This window comes from Sorangium sp. So ce1504 (assembly GCF_051521635.1).
GTDB lineage: Bacteria > Myxococcota_A > Polyangia > Polyangiales > Polyangiaceae > Sorangium > Sorangium cellulosum_B.
On record NZ_CP150365.1, the window covers coordinates 13,007,327 to 13,025,860 of the forward strand.

Here is an 18,534-nt window from a genome sequence, read left to right on the forward strand (position 1 = left end):
CCTGCCGCGGGTTGGGCCGCACCACGCAACGACTCCGTCAGAACGGGAACTGCTCGGTGTTGCAGTGCCCGCACTTCTTGGTTTTGAAGCCATTGTTCCTGGCCCATGCGGTCAGGTCGGCGAGGCTGTTCGAACAAACCTTCCGAGCGGTGGTATAGCAGCCATCCTTATCCGCTCTATAGTCATTGCCGCTCCCACCCTGATGCCAACAGCCGCGCCCAGCCGAGTTTTCTCGCTTATCTTGCGCATAGTGAATCGTGAACGACCCCGCCGGACCCTCAGTCATGTCGAATCCATCCATGTTCGCGCGCCTCCAAGCCTGGAAGGCTCGATGCGTCTCTGCGTCGTCTCCCTGAAAGATGCTGACCATCGATCCTCCTACTTGATCCGCCATACTGCATAGTGCAGTACGTACGGGTAATGTTCGTCCGGGTGTGCGATATGGTCGAAGTCGCCTATCTTCTCAACGAGTCGGGAGATGACGTCGTTCATGCCGCCATTGCGTCGCTTGGTCGCGTCAAAGGTGGTCGCGTCAGTGGAACTCACCAGCACGACACCGAAAACGGCACCGGGATCGATGCGTTGCCAAGCCGCAGGAGAGCTCGGTGCCGAAGTCCACGCATCGAGGCACGCTGCGGCTTGCTCAAGACGTTCCATATCGTTCCAGAGGCAACTGAGCTCCTGCGACCTGCCCCACGCGCGCTTGCTCTCCAGCAAGACCATAGCACGCTCTGCCGAGCGGTACGCCAAGAGATCGATGTGCTCGTTCCGGTTTAACGGCCACTCAGTCAGCGTCGTGTAGTCGCGATCGACAAATTCTCGGGCGACGTACAGAGACAAGTTCCGCTCCGGGAGCTGACGATCCATGCCCGGCCAGAGTTCGTTCGTGGCTCCCATGAGCCGGGACAAGCCTGCACGAACCACCTGTCGAATCTGATGTTCCATTGTTCTCCGTTCGAGTTCACTGAGGTCGCTCGGGCACGATCCCCGGCTACCCGCTGCCCGCCCAACGGCCAGGCGATAAGCGGCGGGCGAAGCCCGTCCGCCTTCATCGCCGTGTTAGATGCCTCTCCCGGCGGCAACGGTGGTGGCATAGTCGTGGGCGCTCTTCGATACCGCTTCGTTCGGATGCACGCATACGAGCCCGCGCCAGTCGGCGGGCGGCTGATCGTCGATGAGGATGTTGGGCTTAGGCAGGAAGCCCGTGAAGCAACGGTCGATGCCAAGTTCGCGTGCGGAGCTTTCGGCGTAGTCGGCGCCACCCGTGCTCCAGCAATACAGCACTACTCCCTGTTCATGAAGCTGGCGGACGTGTTCGACGACCGCCGACATCGGGATCCGTTTCGAACCGAAGGAACGGACGAGCGTATCGTCGACGTCGACGTAAGCCACGAGTTGCTTCGCGTTCATGACAACCTTCCGTCTAACCCGCTGACGCAGGCCATGGTCAAGGTACTTCCCTAGAATGGTCAGAACATGCGTGAGTTCGTCGAACTATCAGTCGATTGGTCAACCGAAGCCGCCGGGCCAGATCTGTCTAGATCGAAGCCTTTTGTGGCCTCTTCCACGGAAATTCTCACGGATCGGCTCTGCGCTGCAAGGCCCAAATGCGGTCCAGCGCCATAGCGTAGATCCGTCCAACGACGTTGGCAGTCGCCGCTTTTCCGGGGGGCCGGGGGCGCCTGGAGGGGGCGCGGCGGACGCGCAGCCGGAGGCGTCGCGCCGCGTCGCGCCTGGGTGAAACGGCGCGGCCGCCGCATCGGGAGGTTGCTGGGCACAACCCGGTCCGTTCACAACGTCGGACCAAAGGGGCCGTCGAGAGGGCTGCGGACGGCCAGACTGCCGCGGTTCGACAAGTGGGTGTAGATCATCGTCGTGCTCACGTCGCGGTGGCCGAGGAGCTCCTGGATCGTGCGCATGTCGTAGCCGGCTTCCAGCAGGTGCGTGGCGAAGGAGTGACGCAGGGTGTGACAGCGCGCGCGCCTTGATCGACCGGCGGCGAGGGCGGCCTCTCGCACCGCGCGCTGGAGCACCGTCTCGTGCAGAGGATGCCGCCGGAGCCGACCTGTCTCCCTGTCGCGACAGGGGCGCGTCGCGGGGAAGACCCATTGCCAGGGCGATTCCCGGCCGGCGGTCGGAACCTTGCGGTCCAGGGCGTCGGGGAGAGCCACCCTGCCGGCGCCGGCCGCGACATCGGCGGATCCGAACACGCCAGTGGAGGAGCTCCCCGCAGCGCACCATCGGCCTGGCCCCCATGGGCACGTTTCGCCGCCCGCATGGCCGTGCCACCTTGTCACCACTTCCAACATGTCGGCGCCGGAAGAAGACGCAACACTCGAGCCCACGCTCCCGCCGGAGCGCCCCGGCCCGCTTGCCCCGGGTCCAGCGCAGGGCGGGCCCCCGGCGTCGACGACGATGCTGCCGGCAGACGCCTCGGCGCCGATCCGGCCTCTCCCCCCGGCCGAAGAGGAGGCGCACGCGGTCGGCGCCGAGGCGGAAGGGGGCGCGCCCGCGCGCGGCGCCGCGGCCGGAGCGGCCGGGTTTCCCGTTGCTGCGTGGAGCCGTTACGAGCTCATCCGGCCGCTCGGGCGGGGCGGCATGGGGGAAGTGGTCGAGGCGCGCGACAAGCGCCTGGGCCGAGCGGTCGCGCTCAAGTTCATTCGCGGGGCCGACCCCGACCGCGCCCTGCGCCTCTTGCAGGAAGCCCGCGCCCAGGCGCGCATCGACCACCCGAACGTCTGCAAGGTCTACGAGGTCGGTGAGGTCGCGGGCAAAGCGTACATCGCGATGCAGCTCGTGCGCGGCCGGAGGTTCGACGAGGCGGCGAGCGAGATGTCGCTGCCCGCAAAGGTGCGGGCGATGCGCGCGGTGGCCGAGGCGGTGCACGAGGCGCACAGGCTCGGCATCGTGCACCGCGATCTGAAGCCCTCGAACATGCTGATCGAGCGGGTCGAGGACGGCAGCTTCCACCCGGTGGTCGTCGACTTCGGCCTCGCCTACGAGGCCGGCGGCGAACAGAGCCTCACCGAGACCGGGGCGCTCCTGGGCACGCCCGCGTACATGGCGCCCGAGCAGGCGCGCGGCCAGGTGCACGGCGCCGACCAGCGCTCGGACGTCTACGGCCTCGGCGCCACGCTCTACCAGCTCCTCTGCGGCGCGGCGCCGTTCGAGGGCGCCACCCCCGCCGCCACGCTCTTCAAGGTGCTGCACGAAGAGCCCCGACCCCTGCGCGCGCTCGCGCCCGAGCTGCCCGCCGACCTCGAGACCATCACCCTCAAGTGCCTCCACAAGGAGCCCGAGCAGCGCTACCCCACGGCGAGGGCCCTCGGCGAGGACCTCGGGCGCTTCCTCGACGGCGAGCCGATCTTCGGCCGGCGCCCCCGGCTTTCCTTCCGGCTGAAGCGGCTCGCGCGCAAGCACCGCGCGCTCGTGGCCGTCTCGGCCCTCTCGCTCGCGCTCATCGCGGCGCTCGGCGCCCTCGGCCTGCGCTCGCAGCTCGAGGCGCGGCGCGCCCGGGCCGAGGCGGCCGAGCGGGCGAGGCTCGGCGAGGAGATCGGACAGGAGGTCAAGGAGATCGAGTGGTTCTTGCGCGCCGCCTACGGCCTGCCGCTCCACGACACCGGCCGCGAGCAGGCCCGCGTCCGCGAGCGCATGGCGCGCATCGCGGCCCGCCACGTCGAGACGGGCGGCGCCGGCGCGGGGCTCGCGCGCTACGCGCTCGGGCGCGGGCACCTGGCCCTGCTCGAGTTCGACGAGGCGCGCGAGCAGCTCGAGCGCGCCCGCGCGCTCGGGGTCGACTCGCCCGAGCTCCACTACGCGCTCGGACGCGCGCTCGGCGAGCTGTACCGCCGGGCCCTCGAGGACGCCCGGCGCAGCGGCGGCGTCGCGTGGGTGGCCAGGCGGCGGCGCGCGCTCGAAGAGCAGTACCTCCTGCCCGCGCTCGCCGCGCTCGAGAAGAGCCGCGGGCTCGGGATCGAGTCGCCCCACCACCTCGAGGGGCTCATCGCCCTCTATCGCCGCGACCACGGCGCCGCCGCGCGCGCCGCCGAGCTCGCCGGCCACGAGGCGCCCTGGTCGTACGAGGCCCGCCGGCTCGCCGGCGACGTCGCCCACGCGCAGGCGGTCGATCGCTTCGATCGAGGGGATTACGACGGCGCGCGCGCCGATCTCGATCGGGCGGTCGCGCGGTACGACGAGGCGCTCGAGGTGGGGCGCAGCGACGCGCTGGTGTACGAGGCGCTCGCCGTGGCCTGGCTGAAGCGGGCCGAGGTCGACGAGCGGCAGGGCAGGCCCCGCAAAGAAGCGCTCGAGCGCGCCCTCGATGCCTCGGGCAAGGCGGTGCGGGCGGCGCCGGGGCGCGCTTCGGGCCACACCCGGAGGGCCCAGGTCCTGATGAGCTGGTATCAGCTCATGAAGGACGAAGGCGGCGGCCTCGAGCCCGAGCCCATCCTCGATGAGTGGCTCGCCACCGCCGCGCGCGCCATCGAGCTCGACCCGAGCGACGTGTACGCGCACGACGCCGCGGGGCTGGCCCACTTCACGCGGGGGTTCGAGCAGGCGCGCGCCGGCCTCGACCCGGGCCCTGCCTGGGACGAGGCCCGCGCCCGGCTGACGCGGGCCCTCGAGCTGGAGCCCAACTACCCCTGGGCGCTCAACGATCTCGCGAACGTCCACCGCTGGAAGGGCAACCACCGGCGCGACAAGGGCCAGGACCCGCGCCCCGAGTACGCCGAGGCCGCGCGCTCCTACCGCCAGGCGATCGAGAGCGATCCGAAATACCTCTTCCCCTACTGGAACCTCGGCGACCTCTACAACGACTGGGCCTCGTACGACCTCGCGCACGGGTTCGACCCGCAGGACACGGTGCAGAGGGCGCTCGAGATCGGGCGCCGGGCCCTCGCGCTCGACGCCCAGTTCTACCAGGCGCTCAACCAGGCCGCGGTGGCCGAGCTGACCCTGGCGCAGTACCTCGCCGGGCGCGGCGCGGACCCGCGCCCGCCGATCGAGCGCGCCTTCGCCCACCTCGACCGATCGCGCGCCATCAACCCCGCCGCGGGGCGGACCTCGTCCTACCGCGCCGAGGGCCACCGCCTGGCCGCGCTCCACGCCCTGCGCTCGGGCGGAGACCCGAGCGACGATCTCGAGGCCGGGCGGGCCGCGCTGGCCGAGGCCTACCGGGCAGAGCCGAGCTGCCTCGGCTGCCTGCTCGCGGGCGCGCAGCTCGGCGCGGTCGAGGCGCAATGGGCGCGGCAGCGAGGGCGCTCACCCCTGCCCGCGCTGCGGCGGGCGCGCGACGACGCGCGGCGGGCCATCGAGATCTACCCCCACGCCGAGGGCCACGTCGAGCTCGCGCGCGCCTGCTGGCACCTCGCGCGAGCGTCGTCGCCGGCCGAGGCCCGCGGCGCCGCCGACGAGGGGCTGAAGCACGTCGAGCAGGCGCTGCGCCGCGACCCGCTCCTCGCGCACGCCCACGCCGTGCGCGGCGGGCTCGTGCTCTCGCGGGCGCGCGGGGCGGCCGACGCGAAGGCGCGACGCGAAGAAGCGCGAGAGGCCCAGGCCTCGCTCGGGCGCGCCTTCGAGCTCGACCCGCTGCTACGGCGCGAGTACGCCGAGGCGGCGCGTGAAGCGGAGCGAGGAGCGGAGGGCGCCGCGCCGGGCGCCGCCCGGCCCTAGCCTCGACTTGGGCACAGCTGCCTGACACCGGGCAGCTATGCCCAAGTCGACCAAGTGTACTTCCAGCGGCGCCCGTCGGAGCTGCCCTCGTCACCTTGCCGATGGTACTGCTGACCGAGGAGCGCCAAATGGAACTCACGTTCCCGCTCTGCGTGGGGCTGCTCTGGGCGGTGTTCGGGCTCTCGATCGGGGTGGTCGGGCTCCTGCCCTCGCTGATGCGGCAGGGCGCGGTGGCGGGCGTGGCGACGCTCCTCTACCTCGTGCCGCCGGTCGCGGACCTCATGGCGTTCGGGCGCTTCGGCGAGACCCTGAGCCTTGGTCAGGTCGCCGCTGCGGCGCCGGCGAGGCGGGGGAGCCCGGCGCACCAGTCGAGCACCTCGGCGAACCGGCGCGTGATGAGGACGCCGAAGAGCGGATCGCGCGCGAGCTTGGCCTGGGTGGTCGCCGGGCTCGAGAGGCCGCAGAGGAAACGCGCCGCCTGGCGAGGATGGCCCAGGGCGCCCGCGTGCGCCGCGCGCAGCGCCGTGAACGCGGCGACGTCGAGCCCCACAGGCATCGGCGGCGCGTGCGCCGGCTCCGGCAGCGTCACGGCGACGCCGGCGCGGCAGAAGGTGCAGCGCCCGCACGCGGCGTCGAGGCGTTCGCCGAAGTACGCGGCGAGCGCGGCGGCGTGACAGCGCTCCGAGGTGAGCAGCTCGATCACCTGCCGCACGCGCCCGATCTCGGCGTCCTCGCGCTTCGCGAAGCGCGCGAGGAGCTCGCCGACGAGGGCGCCCGCGTCGTCCATCGAGGCGACGCGCACGAAGCGGTGCCGGATGTCCGACACCTTGAGCTCCGCGAGCCCCTGCCGCTCGAGGTACTCGAGCGCGCGCACCACCCGCTCGCGCGGCTGCTCCAGCGCGGCGGCGGCGGCGGCCGGGTCGACCGTGTACAGGACTCGCCCCTTCTTCGCATGGCCGAAGAGCGCCTCGAGGAACCGCGCCGGCTCGCCCTTCACCGACGCGATGACCTCCTCGAGCCTGCGGTGGAGCCGCACCTCGTAGCCGGCGTAGTACGGCGTGAGCTGCCGGACCGCGCCCATCAGCTCGAGGTAGGTCAGCGCGGTGCGGAGCACGAGCGGCCGGACGTCGTGGCGCGTCCCCAGCGCGTGCAGGCCGAGCTCCACCTGGGGCGCGGCGAGCACGGCGCCGACCACCCCGTGGAGCGCGTCCTCGGTCGGCGTGTCGCCGTAGGCGAAGTTCTCGAGGACCGGCAGATCGTCGCCGCACACGAAGGCCTCGACCACCGAGTGCGCCTGATCCCTGCCGGCGCGGCCGATCTCCTGACTATAACTCTCGAGGCTCTTCGGGAGATTGTAATGGTCGACATAACGCACGTCGGGCTTGTCGATCCCCATCCCGAACGCAATGGTGGCGACCACGATGCCGCGGTCGCTCTGCATCCAGTCGTCCTGCACGCGCGCGCGCTCCGCCGCCTCCATCCCGGCGTGGTACGCGCGCGCCGGCAGCCCCGCAGAAGCGAGCTTTTCGGCCACGTGCTCGGCGGTCTTCTGGAGCGTGACATAGACGATGGTGGAGCCGGGCGGCCGGGATCGCAGGCGCTCGATCAGGACCCGGTCGCGCGCGGTCGCGCTCACCGCCGTCGCGCGGAGCTCGAGGTTCGGTCGGTAGAAGCCGGTGATGACCGTGTGCTCCTCGCGGATGCCGAAGGTGGCGCAGACGTCGCGCACGACCCCGGGCGTCGCGGTGGCCGTCAGCGCGAGCACGCGCGGCACGCCGAGCGCCCGGGCGGTGTCCGCGAGCCTCAGGTAGTCGGGGCGGAAGTTGTGTCCCCACTCGGATATGCAGTGGGCCTCGTCCACCGCGAAGATGGCGATCTTGAGCTCTTTCAGCAGCGCCATGAACCGCTCGCTCACGAACCGCTCGGGGGCGACATAGAGCAGCTTCGTCTTGCCCGAGCGCAGATCCCTGTGCGCCTCCGCCGCGTCGTCGGCTGACAGCGACGAGTCGAGCCGGACCGCGGCGATGCCGCGCGCGCTGAGGAAATCGATCTGATCCTTCATCAGCGCGATCAGCGGAGAGATGACGATCGTGACCCCGTCGAGCAGGAGCGCGGGGAGCTGGTAGCAGAGCGATTTGCCGCCGCCTGTCGGGAAGACCGCGAGCGCGCTGTGGCCCGAGAGCAAGGCATCCATGACCGCGCGCTGGCCTGGGCGGAGCTCGCGGAAGTTGAACCGCGCCTCGAGGACGTCGAGCAGATCGGGGCCGGATGGTGTGGGCTGATTCAAGGGGGCATCCTACACCTCGCTCGCGCCGAGGAACACCCCGCCGTCACCTCAGCAGCCGCGTAGAGCGACAAGCCCGGATCAGTGAGAAGCTCTCCCGCGGAACCGACATCACACGACGCGGCGCTCGTCTCGCCGGCCTGGAGCCCTCGGCACGACGCTCGGCCATGTGAAGGCGAGCTCACCGCCCACCGGCAGCTGGTTCCACAAGGGCGCCAGCTCCTCGAGCCGGACGACGACGCGATCGACTCGCCGGGCATCTTCGCCCGAGAGCGACTCGCGCGGCGCGGGCCGCGAGGCATCCGGGCGCTGCCCCTGGCGGCGCCTCCAGATCAGGTCGCAGACGGCGGCGAGGCGCTCCGACGTGACCATGTCGTGCTGCCTGCCCTCGTCCGCGTTGCGAAGCGATGTCTCCCGGCGCAGCTGCTTCCGCCGCTCGCGCGCCCGTTCGCGCGGGCTCCGGTCGCCCAGCGCGGCCGAGATAAAGGTGCCGCCGCCGCTCGCGGCACGACCGAAGACGCCCGACGTCAAGCCGAGCTCGGCCTCCACGACGTAGTGGACGAGGTCGTGCGGAATGTGGTCGTCGAACCCAGGCGCCGGATCCATCACCTGGGGCTGTTTGCCGGCGACCTCCACGACGACGGCGTACCGCCGCTCGCCGGTGCGTCGAAAGATAACGTCCATGACGAGACATCAGGATAGCACATTCGCGTCTGAAGACAACGTGCGACCTTGTCATGGTGACGTTCAAGGCGGCGATGGGTTTTGTCGCGACGGACGGCGCACTTCGGTATCGATCAGAAGCCTGCCAATCTACCGCGCCTCTGCAAGCGGCCTCGACGCGTCAGCCGAAGCACGGCTAGAACGGCAAACCTGATCGATGTTCGGGAGCGCCGAGCACGTCGTTCAAGCGAGAAATTAGCCGCCAAGGCGCCATGAGAATAACAAGTATCTTGGCGTCTCATTCAGCCAGCCGCGACGGACGGCGTGGTTCTGGGGCTGGAACCCGCACGAGCAGGCCGGTGACGGGACACGCGAGGACCGGCTCGTGGCCGTGAAGATCCTGGTGGCGTGAGATCGCGCCTTCCTGCTGTTCGCTCCGCGGGAAATCGCCCGTATCCTGTCGGCATGCACTGCCCCACGTGCGGCCGCTCGAACGCGGAGGCCCATGTCTTCTGCCCGGGCTGCGGCGCCCGGCTTTCCCGCGCCGCGAGCGCGCCCGTCGCGGATCCCGTCACCGAGCCCCACGCCGCGAGCGCGCCGGCGGAGCGCTCCCTCGAGGAGCGGGTGGGGCGGCTCGAGCGCGAGGTCCAGGCGCTGCTCGAGCGGCGATCCGCGTCGATGCGCGACGAGCTCCGCTGCCCCGCCTGCGGCGCGAGGAAGATCCTCCACGCGCCCAAGGTCCTCGACGCGGACGCCGACGGGCGGAACGAGCTCGCCATCGCGCAGCCGAGCGTCTGGCGCAGCCGGAGGGTCGGCAAGCTCGAGGCGTACATCTGCGCGGGCTGCATGCTGGTCGAGTGGCACGTGAAGGACCTCGAGGGGCTCGACGAGCACGTGGACGTGTCGGCGCTCGATGGTGAGGCGCCGCGGCAGGGACCGTATCGTTGATCGATCGCGTCCGCCGGAGGTGACGTCCGAGGGGGTCAAGGTGTCGCTGGAGGCTGCCGGCGCGGGCGAGGTGCGGCGGGATGCCGCCTCGTTCCACGCCTCGAACGCGGCCGTTCCAGATCGCCGCCTGGCGCCGCTCCGGGTAGCGCAGCATGCTCTGGGCGCGATTCTTGAGCCGTCGCGGGCGGATTTCGACCGCCCGCCTCCGGGCCTGCCGCTCCGGCTGTCCCTTCACCGGTTTCAGCCTGGTGCCCCCATGGGTCTGCTTGGAGATGCCGTCGCCGAGCCCGGCACGACGCAATCACAGGCCCCGTCACTCGGCTTGCTGACGAGCACTGGCTCCTGGCGGAGGCGGACTCCGTCGGCGCGAACGATCGTCTGAACAGAATCATGATGTGGAGGCAGAATGAAGAAGAGAGAGCTTGGTCATCAGCTTGGTCTCGCGGTGTGCGCGGGCGCCGCGCTCGGCCTCTCCACGGGCTGCTCGATTGAAGGCGCGTCCGACGAGACGCTCGATGCATTGGGGTCGCATTCGTCCGCGATCATCGGCGGCGAGCTCGCCGAGGCGAGCCCCTGGGCCGTGCAGGTCTTCGACGTGCGGAGCACGGGCGACTTCTACCAGTGCACAGGCACCCTCGTCGCGGCGCGCTGGGTGCTCACCGCGCAGCACTGCATCGCGGACGAGGGCGAGACGTCGGCCGTGCGCGTCGGCAGCAACACGTACCTCGCGGGCCAGCGCATCGAGGTCGACGCCGTCGAGGTGCCCTCGGCCGTGGCCGACATCGCGCTGCTCCACCTGACCGAGGACGCCGATGGCCCGTTCGTCCAGCTCGCCGAGGCGACGTCGACCTGGATCGACAGGGACGCGACGGCCTACGGCTGGGGGAGCGAGGGCACGCCGCTGGTGATGGCGCCGTCGCTCAAAAAGGCGACCCTCCACATCAATGGCTGGCGCTCCGACGAGGAGCTCCTGGGGACCGGCGTGACGGGCGCGGGCTGGAGCGGCGACTCCGGCGGCCCGTGGTTCGTCGACGGGCGCCAGGTCGCCGTGTTCTCGGCCACGAACGGACAGAACGGCACGAACCTGCACGCGACGGTCACCGGCGTCGACGTGGCGCGCCACCGGGCGTGGATCGACGCCACGATCGCCGCCGGCCCCACCGTCCACCCCAGCAACCAGGTCGTGCTCCACGATCTCTCGAACTTCTCCGGCATCTCGCAGGGCTTCGGGATCGGCCACCACAACCTCCTGAACACGACGATCATCGGCGACAACCGCGCGAGCGCCATCGAGGTCCCCGCCGGGCTCCGGGTCACGGCCTTCATCCACCACAACTTCGGGGGCGAGGTGCGCATCTTCACCTCGGACACGGATCTCGTGGCCGCGGGCTTCAACGACGTGCTCTCGGGCATCGTCGTCTCGAACGCCTCGGACCCGCAGCTGGACGTCGTCACCTTCTACGAGCACGCCAACTTCTCGGGCGAATCGTTCATGTACGGCGTCGGCTCCGCCGTCTTTTTCGGCGGCCCCTGGGCCCCCTGGGACCGGAGGGCCAGCTCCGTCCGCGTCCCCCCCGGCTTCAAGGTGACGCTCTACGACGGGCTCTTCCAATACTCGGCCCAGTCGCGCGTCCTCACGGCAGACGCGAACCTCGCCCCCCAGAGCTTCGACGACCAGACCCGGAGCTTCCTCATCGAGCGCTTGTAGGAGCGAGCGCGCGGAGCGGCCAGCGCTCCTCGCGTCGCGAGGCGAGCGCCGAATCACCCCCACGCCGGCCGCGCGAGGCCAGGACGGCGCGCTCTCGCGAGCCTCGCTCGGTAGGCCCCGTGCGGATCGAGCCCCAAGATGTGCTGGCCTACCCTCGTGGACACGGCGTCTGGCGTGATCCACCGCTGGAGATGGTGGGCGGATGCAATGTCCGGCATGGTCACCCAGGTGCGCCCGCCACGGCGAAATGGATGGACCCGTGCTATCGGGCCTTGCTACTCTGCGTTGCAGGCATGGTGTAACGAATCGTTGCACGGGTGACGCCAACGCATGAATACGCCACTGTCGCCACCTGGAGCGGTGCGGACCGACGGATCATCCGTCCAGATCGGCGCTCTCGTTCCGCTGACTCGGCCCGGCTGGGTCGAGGCAGGCCGGCACTTGCTCGCTGGACTCGAGCTGGCCGTTCGCGAGGTCAATGACGCCGGCGGGATCGTCGGAAGACCACTCGAGCTGGTGGTCCGAGACACCGCGGCCGATCCGCAGAGGGCCGCGGCGGCCGTCGATGAGCTGGCTCGCCTGGGCGTGGCTGCCTTGGCGGGGGAGTATCACAGCGTCGCCGCTCGCGCCGCTGCCGGCAGGGCCGACGCCCTCGGCCTGCCGTTCCTCTGCTCGTCAGCGGTCCTCGACGCGCTCACCGAACAGCCAGCGGAATGGGTCGCGCGCCTCGCCCCGGCGCAGTCCCACGGCTGGCGGATCTACGCGGACTTCCTCCTCCGCGCGGGCCACAGGCGCATCGCCGTAGCAGCCGATTCGAGCGTCTACTGGGCGTCCGGGGCCCGCGTTCTGCGGGACTACCTCGCTCCACGCGGCGGCACCGTCATCGAGCTCGACATGCGCGCGCTCGCCCCCGCGGCCGTGTGCGACGAGCTCGCCGGCAACCGCGCGACAGCCCTCCTTCTTCTGGTCGGCTACCCGGAGCCGGCGGTGTCGATCGTCAGGTCTGTCCGCCGCGACCAGCGCCTCGCCGAGATCATGATCGGTGCTCCGGCCGGGCAACCGGAGTTCGCCGAATGGGCGGCGTTGCTGGGCGGCGACAACGCCGCGATCCCGTTCTTGCGCTACCTGCCCGAGCGCCTCAGCCAACTCGGTGCCCGAGTCGAGACGGCCCTGCGCGAGCGGCTGGCCGAAGCGCCTTCCTTCGTCGCCTTCGAGGGCTACGACACGGTCGCCGTCCTCACCGATGTGCTGCGTTCTCACGGCGCGGACCGGGCGCGCACCGCCGACTCCTGGGCGCGCGTCGCGGTCGAAGGCACCCGCGGGCAGATCCGGTTCTCCCGCGCGCCAGGCATCAGCGTTTGGCAGTGGGCTTGGCCGCCAGTCCAGGTCGTTGATCGAGATCCGGCGGAACCCGATCGCATTCGGATCCTTCACGCCGGCTGAGAGAGCACGCAGGTCCGACTGCCGGAGGCGCCGCCCGGCCCTGACCCGCCCGCGAGGCGGTCTGCTCACCACGTCGAAGGGCCGGGCGGCCCGACGCGCCCTGTGGCGAACGCGCCGATGGTGGACCAGTGGGCCGTGCACGGGGGCAGCGAGGACAGCGAGGCCACATGGTCGTGGAACTCGGAGATGCGGAGGTTCTCCACGTTCAAGCACTTCGCGCCCTCGGGGCTCCAGATCGCTTCGAGGTGCGTCGGGTCGGCGCCCGGAAGGATGCCCAGCTTGTCGCGCACGACGATCGGGGTGCCCGGGCGCGTGAAGCTGGTCGTGCGCTCCGCGCCGCCCGCGGGGCCCGCGAAGTAGGCCGCGCGCTTCGCGTGCAGGCAGGCGCCGAACAGGAAGCGGCCCTCGTCGGCGCTCGCCGTTTCGGTCCGCCAGGGGGCATATCCCCACGAGAGGCACATGTCGATGGCCCCCGTCTCACAGCTCATCGTGGTCGCGCTCGCGTCGCGCGCGACGGTGGCGAAGAGCCCGTCGACCCTGCTCTCCCCCGCGAACGACGCCCGGAGATCGACGCCGGCCACGCTGCAGTGGCGGCGCCACCGGGAGGCGCTCGGATCGGCCCCGGCGGGGACCACCCGGTATTTGACGTTGTACCGTCGGAACCAGGGGCGCGGCTCCGGATCCGGCGGCGGAGGCGGCAGCGGCGCCGGGCCCGGCGGCTCTACCATCAGCTCGTAGCGGAAGAACAGGCCCCCGGGGCCGGCCACCTCGAGCTTGAACGAGGAGAGCGCCGCTCCCCGGACGGGCGGGAACACAACGCCGTCGAGCGCAACCTCGATCTCGAGCTCCATCCCGACGGCGCGCACGCTTCGCAGCACGACCGGCCGAAAGGCCGTCTCGCCGGGCAGCATGCGCGACGCGCTCACGGCGGACGAGTACAGCGCGGTGGGTCTCGTCGCGCTGCGGAACTCGAGCTTGACGCTCCCCCCGGCGTTGACGAACCGCTCGGGGCAAAAGGACGGGACGCCTTGATCGTTGAGAAAGCAGTAGGTGCTATCGCTGGCCGCCATCACGTAGATACCCGGGCCGTTGCTGCCAGGGCGCTTCGTGGGGTCATAAGGCAGCAGCGCCCTGAGATCGGGGAGCTCGTACGTCGTGTCCCCCTCGGCGCCTCCCGTCGCCGCGCCGGGCGGCAGCGCGCCGGCGGGCTCGCCGGCGCCGCCGGCCTCGATCCCGGACGGGGGCGCGTCCGGCGCCGCCTGCGCTGCGTCTTCGGGATCCCCGGGCTCGGGCAGAGCGCAGGCGCCGCACGCGCCCGCTGCCAGGAGCGCCAGCATCGATCGCGCGCGCCACGCCGCCGAGGCGCCTCCGGCGGCCCGCACGCCGCGCCCACGTCGCTCGCCTCGCCAGGTTTCGTTTCTCATCGGTCATCCTCCTCGTCGCGCTCGTCGCGTTCGCCGCCCTCACCACCTCGGGGACCGCGGCCTCTGCTGGACACAGGCCCCCGTGCTCCGACAGCCCCGCAGGGACGCCCCGGGGTGGGAGGCAGGATGCGGCCCTTCAGCCCCGGGCGCCGCCTTCACTCGCAGCTCGGCGGGCGGATGGTCGTGCCGCCGACGGTGACGCTGAAGGGCGGTCGATTCGGGCTGAAGGGCTTCGCTTGGTCGTCGCAGGCCTCGACGCCGAAGAGCGCTCGCGCCGCGCCTGCGCCGAAGGCGTCTTCGCACTGCTGCATCGCCTCGCTCACCGCCCTGGCCTCGGCGCCGATGGCGCTCGTGTCGACGCTGCCGTCGGGGTTGAAGCGAATGTCGGTCACGTGGTTCACGCTCGTCAGGCTGGTCTGCGTCGAGACAGGGGCGCACACGAGGCTGAGCTGGGCCTCGACGCACTTCGCCTGCGCAGCGCTGAACCCGCTGGCGCGCAGGGTGTTCGAGTACGAAGCCGGGTCGGCGCAGACGTTCGACGGGTAGGGGAAGCCGGAGACCGCCCGGCCCGTCAGGCAGATGTTCACGGCCGGGCGCGCGCCGCTCGGCGGATCGGCCTCGCAAGGCGGCGGCGTCGGCGGGTTCGGCGCCGTGTCGGCGAGGCAGGTGTTGACGTCGACGGGGAAGCTCGAGAAGGCGCCGTCGAGCGGCAGGTGCGACTGGACGTTCGGCTGCGTCAAGGGCGCGCCCGTGCCGGAGCCGGTGCCCATGCGGAAGCGGTTCGCCTCGGGCCAGTCGCCCGTCGTCGTCTCGGCCAGCGTCCCGCGGGTGTTGACGATGGGCACGTCGAAGCCGAAGGGCCCGAAGCGCAGGTGCAGCTTGATGGCCGCCGAGTACGTCGCGTTCACGAAGCCGCGGGGGGTCACCGAGAGCACCGTGACGGGCTGCTGGTTCTCGAGCGCGACCGCATCGCGCAGCACCTGCTCCTGGCCGCCGTTGACCCCGAGCCCGCCGGAGACGTCGAGCCACATGGCGAAGACGCCGATGTCGAACCCGGCGCCCGCCGTCAATACCGACTCCATGCCGACGCTGTGCCGCACCGTGAAGGTGTGATCGTCGTCCTGGATCATGCGCGCGAGCATCGGGTTCGTCACCGGCATCAGGCCCATGTCGCCCGCGCCCGAGGGCGACAGCAAGAACCAGCGCAGGCCCGACGCCGGCGCGACCGGCGTCGGCGTGGCGGCCGTGCCCGAGCCGAGCATCATCGGCATGTCGCCCCACGACACCGGGAAGGGCACGACGATCGAGCCGATGGGGCCCATCGGCCGCGGCGTCAGGCCGAAGGGCAGCGTGCCCGAGGTGTGGCCGAGCAGCCGTTCGTTGGGCGTGCTCAGCGCGCCGATGTCGGCGCGCGCTTTGAGCTCGAGGTTCACGTGCACGACGCCGATATCGAACAGCGGGAACCTGACGGGGTCGGGCCGCACGACCGCCCGGCGCGAGACCACCGCGTCGGCGTGCGTCACGGTCTGAAAGCGCCGGCGGAAGGCGCCCGTCGTCGGATCGAGCGACGCGTCGTTCACCACCTCGCCGTCCGCGCTGACGAAGGCGAGCGGCGCGCGCATCTCGCCGAAGCCAGGCAGACCCATGTTGCCGATCGGCGTCAGCTTGCCCCCCGCGAGGATGGGCACGACGAACGCCTGCGCGCCGTCGTTGACGCCCGAGCCGGTGAAGCGCTCGGGCCCGTCGAGCACCACCGTCGGCTCCATGACGAGCAGGTCCACCGTGCGGCCGAAGAGGTTGAGCTCGGCGAGCGCCCTCCGGCCCATCGACCGCTTGCGGCGCGCGCTCTGCTGGCGTTGCACCTCGCGGGCCGCGCAGTACAGGCGCGCGCCTCGCAGGCGCGCCTCGCCGAACAGGCGCGGGTCGGGGTAATTGAACGTGCCTGTCTTCTCGATCGAGCGCTTCAGCCAGCGGGCGCGCGCGGCGGCGAAGCCGTCGAAGTCCTGCGTCACGCTGGCCGAGAGTCCCCCGGGGAACATCGCCTCGAAATCGGCCAGCACCGCGCTGGCGTCGGCCTCGTCGAGCGCCGCGGCGACCTTCGCGTCCGCGCTCGCGAGCGCCTCGTCGAGGTGCGTCCTGAGCGCCGGAGGCGCCGAGAAGGGGTCGGTCGTGGCCGCGTTGCGCCAGCCCGCGCGGTCGCTCGTCGGCCCGGCCGCGAGGTTCGCTCCGTTCGAGAAGCTCGCCAGGCGGATGGCGCTCCCGCTCGTGTCGCTGATCGGCGTGCTCGCCGGCACCGCGCTCATGCCGGCCGCGGGCAAGGTCGCGCTCGCGGTGGCGGGGCCGGCGACCGGCGAGCTCACGCTGACGATCGGCTGCTCGCCGGTGTCGTCCGGCGCTTCCGGCGCGGGCTCCGCGTCGGCGAGGCACCCGGCCGCGAGCGCGCCGAGCGCACCCAGGACGACAGGAGACAGGACCGAGCTGCGGCGGGCGCGCGTGTGGACATGATTCGACATGATTTCCTCCTGAGCTGGTTCGCGACGCCTGCGCGCGGCGCGCGGCGCGGCGTCGTCGACGGATGGCCTCGCGCCCCCGGCGCAGGGGGCGCGGCGTGGTGGCGTCGACCCGGCCACCGCGGAAGTCGGTGCCGCCGCGCGCGGCATGCTCCGCGGACGCGACGGCCTTTCGCGACGGCCTTTCGCGAAGGTGTTTAGCGAGGCGCGTGCCAGCCGCTCTGCCTCCGGCCCGGATCCAGCGCAGGCCCGCGGGCGCCGCCGCGGGACGCTGCGCCTCGTGTCGCCCCTCGGAGCCCCCGCCCCGGGCACCGGCTCGGGCACCGCTGTGGACACCCCTATGGGCACACCCGTCGGCGCCAGGCACCTATACTGACCGTAGAATGACGGACGACGGGTCGACCCTGCAGCCGAGCGGGCATCGCGCCTCGAGCAGCGGCGGGCCCGCCGCCGCGCCGGGCCTCGTCCGCGTCTTCGGCGCCGGGGTGACCCTGGCCAGCGCGCTGCCCTTCGAGGGCGAGGCGCTCGAGCTGGGTCGCGGCTCGGCGGCGCTCGGCGAGGCGAAGGACCCGCGTATGTCGCGGCGCCATGCCCGCTTCCGCTTCGATGGGCGGCGCTTCTGGGTCGAAGATCTCGGCAGCCAGAACGGCACCGTCGTCGACGGGGAGCCGCTGCCGGCGGGGGCGCCGCGCGAGGCGACGTGCGTCGTGCGCCTCGGCGACTCGCTCTTCGTGCCATTGATCGACGTCGGCCCCCTGGCGCGCCAGGGCGTCGTGGCGCGCCAGGGGTTCGTGCGAGGCCCGGCGATGCAGCGGCGGCTCGCCGAGGCGGCGCGCGCCGCCGAGCTCGGGCTCTCTCTGCACATTCGCGGCGAGAGCGGCACCGGCAAAGAGGGGGTCGCCCGTGCCTTTCACGAGCAAGGCCCGCGCGCCGCCGGGCCCTTCGTGCCGGTCAACTGCGCCTCCATCCCGCAGGGCATCGCCGAGCGCCTGCTCTTCGGCGTGCAGCGCGGCACCTACTCGAGCGCCAACGCCGACGCGCAGGGGTATCTCCAGGCGGCCGAGGGGGGCACCCTCTTTCTCGACGAGATCGGCGAGCTCGACCTCGAGGTGCAGGCCAAGCTCTTGCGCGCGCTCGAGACGCGCGAGGTGCTCGCGCTCGGCGCGTCCAGGCCGAAGAAGGTCGATTTTGCCTTCTGCTCGGCCAGCCACCGCGATCTGCGCGCGCAGGTCGCGAACGGGCGGCTGCGCGAAGACCTCTACTTTCGCCTGGGGCGCCCCGCCGTCGAGCTGCCGCCCCTGCGGCGGCGCCTCGAAGAGATGGCCCTCTTGATCGAGCGGCAAGTGCGGCAGCTCGCGCCCGAGCTGGGGCTCCACGTCTCGCTTGTCGAGGCGTGCCTGCTGCGGCCCTGGCCGGGCAACGTGCGCGAGCTCCTGGTCGAGGCGCGCGCCGCCGCCCAGAGCGCGCTCATGCAGGGGGCCTCGCGCGTCGAGGCCGCGCACCTCAGCCCGAGCGCCGGCGCCCTCTTCGAGCCCGACCCGCCCTCCGGCGCCCCGCCCGCCGAAGGCCGAGACAGCGCGCCTGCCGCGCCCCGGGCGCGCCGCGCGCTGCCCTCGCGCGCCCTGCCCTCGCGCGCCCCCCCGCTCGACGCCGGCGAGCGCGCCCGCATCGAGGCGGCGCTGCGCGAGCAAGGCGGCAACGTGCGGGCCGCGGCGCGGGCGCTCGGCATGCACCGGACGCAGCTTCGCCGGCTCATCGAGCGGCACGGCCTCGGGGCGTCGACGGGCGCCGGCGAGCCCGACGACGCGCCGGGCTCTGTCGACGAGAGCCCGACCTAGCCCTGGCCAGACGACATCCCGGGCGTCTTCAACGAGGGCGGGG

The 18,534-nt window shown here is 71.9% G+C and carries 13 protein-coding genes; 5 read left to right on the forward strand and 8 right to left on the reverse strand.

Annotated elements, in window-relative coordinates:
- Positions 1-37: 37 nt before the first annotated feature.
- From WMF39_RS49160 to WMF39_RS49175, 4 genes are all read right to left on the reverse strand, one after another.
- Entirely contained in the window at positions 38-370 is a 333-nt protein-coding gene (locus tag WMF39_RS49160; RefSeq protein ID WP_437743336.1) for a hypothetical protein, read from the reverse strand.
- An 8-nt stretch (positions 371-378) separates the two neighbouring features.
- Positions 379-945 carry a hypothetical protein gene (locus WMF39_RS49165; protein ID WP_437743337.1) on the reverse strand — a complete coding sequence of 189 codons (567 nt, stop codon included), beginning with the start codon at positions 943-945 and terminating at the stop codon, positions 379-381.
- Positions 946-1,059: 114 nt separating this feature from the next.
- Positions 1,060-1,410: a DUF705 domain-containing protein gene (locus tag WMF39_RS49170; RefSeq protein WP_437714504.1), complete on the reverse strand. Its 351-nt coding sequence runs from the start codon at positions 1,408-1,410 to the stop codon at positions 1,060-1,062.
- Between the two features lie 380 nt (positions 1,411-1,790).
- Positions 1,791-2,309 (reverse strand): tyrosine-type recombinase/integrase, encoded by a 519-nt coding sequence (locus WMF39_RS49175; RefSeq protein ID WP_437743338.1) that lies wholly within the window; start codon positions 2,307-2,309, stop codon positions 1,791-1,793.
- Here WMF39_RS49175 and WMF39_RS49180 point away from each other — a divergent pair.
- On the forward strand, positions 2,308-5,673 hold the full coding sequence (locus WMF39_RS49180) for a protein kinase domain-containing protein (protein ID WP_437743339.1): 3,366 nt from the start codon (positions 2,308-2,310) through the stop codon (positions 5,671-5,673). The two genes, WMF39_RS49175 and WMF39_RS49180, sit on opposite strands and share 2 nt — an antisense overlap.
- A gap of 319 nt (positions 5,674-5,992) precedes the next feature.
- Here the strand turns inward: WMF39_RS49180 and WMF39_RS49185 are convergent, their stop codons facing one another.
- Positions 5,993-7,960: a RecQ family ATP-dependent DNA helicase gene (locus tag WMF39_RS49185; RefSeq protein WP_437743340.1), complete on the reverse strand. Its 1,968-nt coding sequence runs from the start codon at positions 7,958-7,960 to the stop codon at positions 5,993-5,995.
- A 108-nt stretch (positions 7,961-8,068) separates the two neighbouring features.
- A complete protein-coding gene (locus WMF39_RS49190) occupies positions 8,069-8,641 on the reverse strand; it encodes a hypothetical protein (RefSeq protein WP_437743341.1) in 573 nt (190 codons plus the stop codon).
- Between the two features lie 444 nt (positions 8,642-9,085).
- Between WMF39_RS49190 and WMF39_RS49195 the strand changes: the two genes are divergently transcribed.
- The 3 genes from WMF39_RS49195 (at position 9,086) to WMF39_RS49205 (ending at position 12,719) form a co-directional block, all read left to right on the forward strand.
- On the forward strand, positions 9,086-9,568 hold the full coding sequence (locus tag WMF39_RS49195; RefSeq protein ID WP_437743342.1) for a hypothetical protein: 483 nt from the start codon (positions 9,086-9,088) through the stop codon (positions 9,566-9,568).
- Between the two features lie 406 nt (positions 9,569-9,974).
- Positions 9,975-11,276, forward strand: a complete 1,302-nt coding sequence (locus tag WMF39_RS49200; protein ID WP_437743343.1) for a trypsin-like serine protease — start codon at positions 9,975-9,977, stop codon at positions 11,274-11,276.
- A 330-nt stretch (positions 11,277-11,606) separates the two neighbouring features.
- Positions 11,607-12,719, forward strand: a complete 1,113-nt coding sequence (locus WMF39_RS49205) for an ABC transporter substrate-binding protein (RefSeq protein WP_437743344.1) — start codon at positions 11,607-11,609, stop codon at positions 12,717-12,719.
- 65 nt (positions 12,720-12,784) lie between these two features.
- On the opposite strand, the gene WMF39_RS49210 is transcribed toward WMF39_RS49205, so the two are convergent.
- Together WMF39_RS49210 and WMF39_RS49215 are read right to left on the reverse strand one after the other, a co-directional pair.
- Positions 12,785-14,143, reverse strand: coding sequence for an ADYC domain-containing protein (locus WMF39_RS49210; RefSeq protein ID WP_437743345.1), 1,359 nt, complete (start codon positions 14,141-14,143; stop codon positions 12,785-12,787).
- Positions 14,144-14,298: 155 nt separating this feature from the next.
- Positions 14,299-16,656, reverse strand: a complete 2,358-nt coding sequence (locus tag WMF39_RS49215; RefSeq protein ID WP_437743346.1) for a hypothetical protein — start codon at positions 16,654-16,656, stop codon at positions 14,299-14,301.
- Between the two features lie 380 nt (positions 16,657-17,036).
- Between WMF39_RS49215 and WMF39_RS49220 the strand changes: the two genes are divergently transcribed.
- Positions 17,037-18,491 carry a sigma 54-interacting transcriptional regulator gene (locus WMF39_RS49220; protein WP_437743347.1) on the forward strand — a complete coding sequence of 485 codons (1,455 nt, stop codon included), beginning with the start codon at positions 17,037-17,039 and terminating at the stop codon, positions 18,489-18,491.
- Positions 18,492-18,534: the final 43 nt, after the last annotated feature.